Origin of the sequence: Paraburkholderia sp. BR14320 (assembly GCF_040948665.1) — a bacterium.
Lineage (GTDB): Bacteria > Pseudomonadota > Gammaproteobacteria > Burkholderiales > Burkholderiaceae > Paraburkholderia > Paraburkholderia youngii.
This window is the reverse complement of record NZ_JBFPKG010000159.1, coordinates 1-2,500: the sequence shown is the minus strand read 5'-3', so window position 1 is coordinate 2,500 and position 2,500 is coordinate 1. Positions and strand designations below refer to the sequence as shown.

The 2,500-nt window shown below is 61.8% G+C and carries 3 protein-coding genes; all 3 read right to left on the bottom strand.

The genetic code is table 11. The features are described from left to right. Positions 1-70: 70 nt before the first annotated feature. Genes AB3X89_RS39430 through AB3X89_RS39420 form a run of 3 tightly spaced genes read right to left on the bottom strand, consistent with a single transcriptional unit; the run spans position 71 to position 2,469 of the window. Complete coding sequence (locus tag AB3X89_RS39430; protein ID WP_368587967.1) at positions 71-1,639, bottom strand: IS66 family transposase; 1,569 nt, start codon at positions 1,637-1,639, stop codon at positions 71-73. 30 nt (positions 1,640-1,669) lie between these two features. Next, positions 1,670-2,014 carry an IS66 family insertion sequence element accessory protein TnpB gene (gene tnpB, locus AB3X89_RS39425; protein WP_094783439.1) on the bottom strand — a complete coding sequence of 115 codons (345 nt, stop codon included), beginning with the start codon at positions 2,012-2,014 and terminating at the stop codon, positions 1,670-1,672. Continuing rightward, a complete protein-coding gene (locus AB3X89_RS39420) occupies positions 2,011-2,469 on the bottom strand; it encodes a transposase (protein ID WP_368587966.1) in 459 nt (152 codons plus the stop codon). Before AB3X89_RS39420 ends, tnpB begins: the two co-directional genes overlap by 4 nt. Positions 2,470-2,500 lie beyond the last annotated feature (31 nt).

Below are 2,500 nucleotides of genomic sequence, written 5' to 3'. Positions count from 1 at the left end.
GTAAGCGGCTCAGCTGGGCCGTTGGTCCATCCGCGTGCGCGTGAGGCATGATGGTGAATGGAGCGGCTGGTCAGGTCGAGGGATCTGGCGGACTGGTCGGCGTATGCAGCTTGTCGGCCACACGCCAAGGCAGGAGCTCGTCGATGCGATTGATTTTGTGATCGGCGATGTGGGCTAGCACATAGTCCAGGTAGGCACGCGGATCGATGTCATTCAATGTGCAAGTACCGATCAACGAGTACATCGCGGCTGCCCGTTCGCCGCCGCTGTCTGAGCCGGCGAATAAAAAATTTTTCCGACCCAGACTTACACAACGCAGCGCGTTCTCCGCGATGTTGTTGTCGATCTCGAGCGTACCGTCTTCGCAATACAACGTCAGTGCGCTCCACTGGTTCAGCGTGTAGTTGATCGCCTTGGCCGTATCGGACTTCGACGACAGCGTTTCGAGTTTTGCCCTGAGCCACGCTTCGTAGATTTGAAGCAGTGGTCTGGCTTTCTCCTGCCGTATTCGCAGCCGGACGGCGGCGGGCCTGCCGCGAATGGAGGCCTCGATGTCATAGAGCCCGCCAATATATTCGAGTGCCTTTTGTGTTGTGTCAGATGGCGTGCGCACATGGATGTGGTAGAACTTTCTCCTCGCGTGGGCATGGCATGCCGCCTCGCGTATCGAGCCATCGCGGAACAATTCGTCGAATCCCGCGTAAGCGTCCGCTTGCAGAATCCCTTTGAAGCTGGCGAGATGGGTCTGAGGATGGATGCCTTGCCGGTTCGGCGAGTACGCGAACCAGACCGAAGCCGGTTGCGTCGAGCCTGAGCGATGATCGTCGCGCACGTAGACCCATAGCCGGCCGGTGCGGGTCTTCCTGTTGCCCGGTGAGAGCACCGGGATCGGCGTGTCATCCGCGTGCAGTTTGGTCGCGGCCATCGTATAGCGGCGCAGCGCCTCCGTTAGCGGAGCGCACAGTGCCTCGCACTGGCCGACCCATCGGCCCATACTGGCCCGGTCAAGCGTCACGCCGTCGCGTGCCGCGATCGCCGATTGCCGGTACAACGGCTGGTGGTCCGCATACTTCGAGACGAGGATGTCTGCCAGCAAGCTCGGATGGGCGATGCTCCGCTCGATCGGCAGGCCGGGCATCCGCGCCTGGGCGATAGTGCTGCAGCAGGGGCAAACCAGTTTGCGCCGGATCGTGCGAATGACCTTGAACGCCGCCGCGACCCGGGCGAGTTGTTCGGATTCGTCCTCGCCGAGGACCTGCATTGGCTGACCGCAATCCGGGCAGCTTGATTCAGGCTTGAGCACATGATCCTCGCGCGGCAGATGTGCGGGAAGCGCTTGCCTGGAAGCCGCTTGGTCCGTCGTCGCATTTGTGGTGGACGCATTTGCACCGCGGGCCTGCGCACGCTGCACATCCACAACGCCGCGCCCGGCGGCCAGATCCTCAAGTTGAGTCTCGAGCGTCTCGATTTGCCGCTGCAGCTGCTCGGACTTGCGGCCGAACTGCATGCGCCTGAGCTTGTCGATCTGCGCCTTGAGCTGCTCAATCTCGACATCGCGTTCGGCAAGCAGGCTACGGGCCTCAACCAGCAAGGCCTTCAGGAGCTCGACATCGTCAGGAAGATCGGCGCCGTTCGACATGCGCCGTAGTTTACGAGTCCGCCGCTCGGTTTACAACATCGATAGTGCGGCAGTGCGACGGGGCTGTCGCCAGTCGATGCCCTCAAGCAGCATCGACAGTTGCGCAGAGCTCAGATGGACCTTGCCACCGTCGGCCTTGGGCCATATAAAACGGCCTCGTTCAAGCCGCTTCGCGAGCAGCCAGATTCCGTCCTCCGACGCCCAGAGAATCTTTACCAGATCGCCGCGGCGGCCCCGGAAGATGTAGACGTTGCCGCCCAGCGGATTCTCCCCAAGCGCTGTTTGCACCTTCGCTGCCAACCCCTGGAACCCGCATCGCATATCGGTGACGCCAGCAGCGATCCAGATGCGCGTGCCTGCCGGTAGGGAGATCATGAGCGCAGACTACCGAGCACGATCCGCAGCATATCGGCATCAACCAGGCCGTCCACTTTAACCACCGCACGACCGATCCGGATCTCGATCGTGCCGACCGGTGATACAGGCTTCGCGCCCTGCGCGGGCGATTCTACCGGAGCTGATGCAATGACCTCCGTCGGCGTGTCGCTGAGCAATACGACCGGAATGAGCCCGGCAGATCGAGCTTGCTGATCGGCCAGATATCGCCGCCGCCAGGTGAACAGCATGTTTGCGTTGATGCCATTCTCCCGGGCCAGCTTCGCGACCGATACGCCAGGTTCACAAGCTGCTGCTGCCAGTCGCTCACGCAGCTCCCGGGGGTAGTTCGGGCGCCCCGTTCGTGTCCCCGGTTTCTTCTCCGCAGACTGTGTCAAAGTGGTGCCCATCAGATTGGAAATGATGGGCATCACTTTGATGTCGCCCTCAGCCACCGTCTATAACGGCCGGCACGAGCCGCTTACG

Coding starts and splice junctions, on each gene's coding strand:
- AB3X89_RS39430 (WP_368587967.1), bottom strand. CDS start 1,639: ATGTCGAACGGCGCCGATCTTCCTGACGATGTCGAGCTCCTGAAGGCC.
- tnpB (WP_094783439.1), bottom strand. CDS start 2,014: ATGATCTCCCTACCGGCAGGCACGCGCATCTGGATCGCTGCTGGCGTC.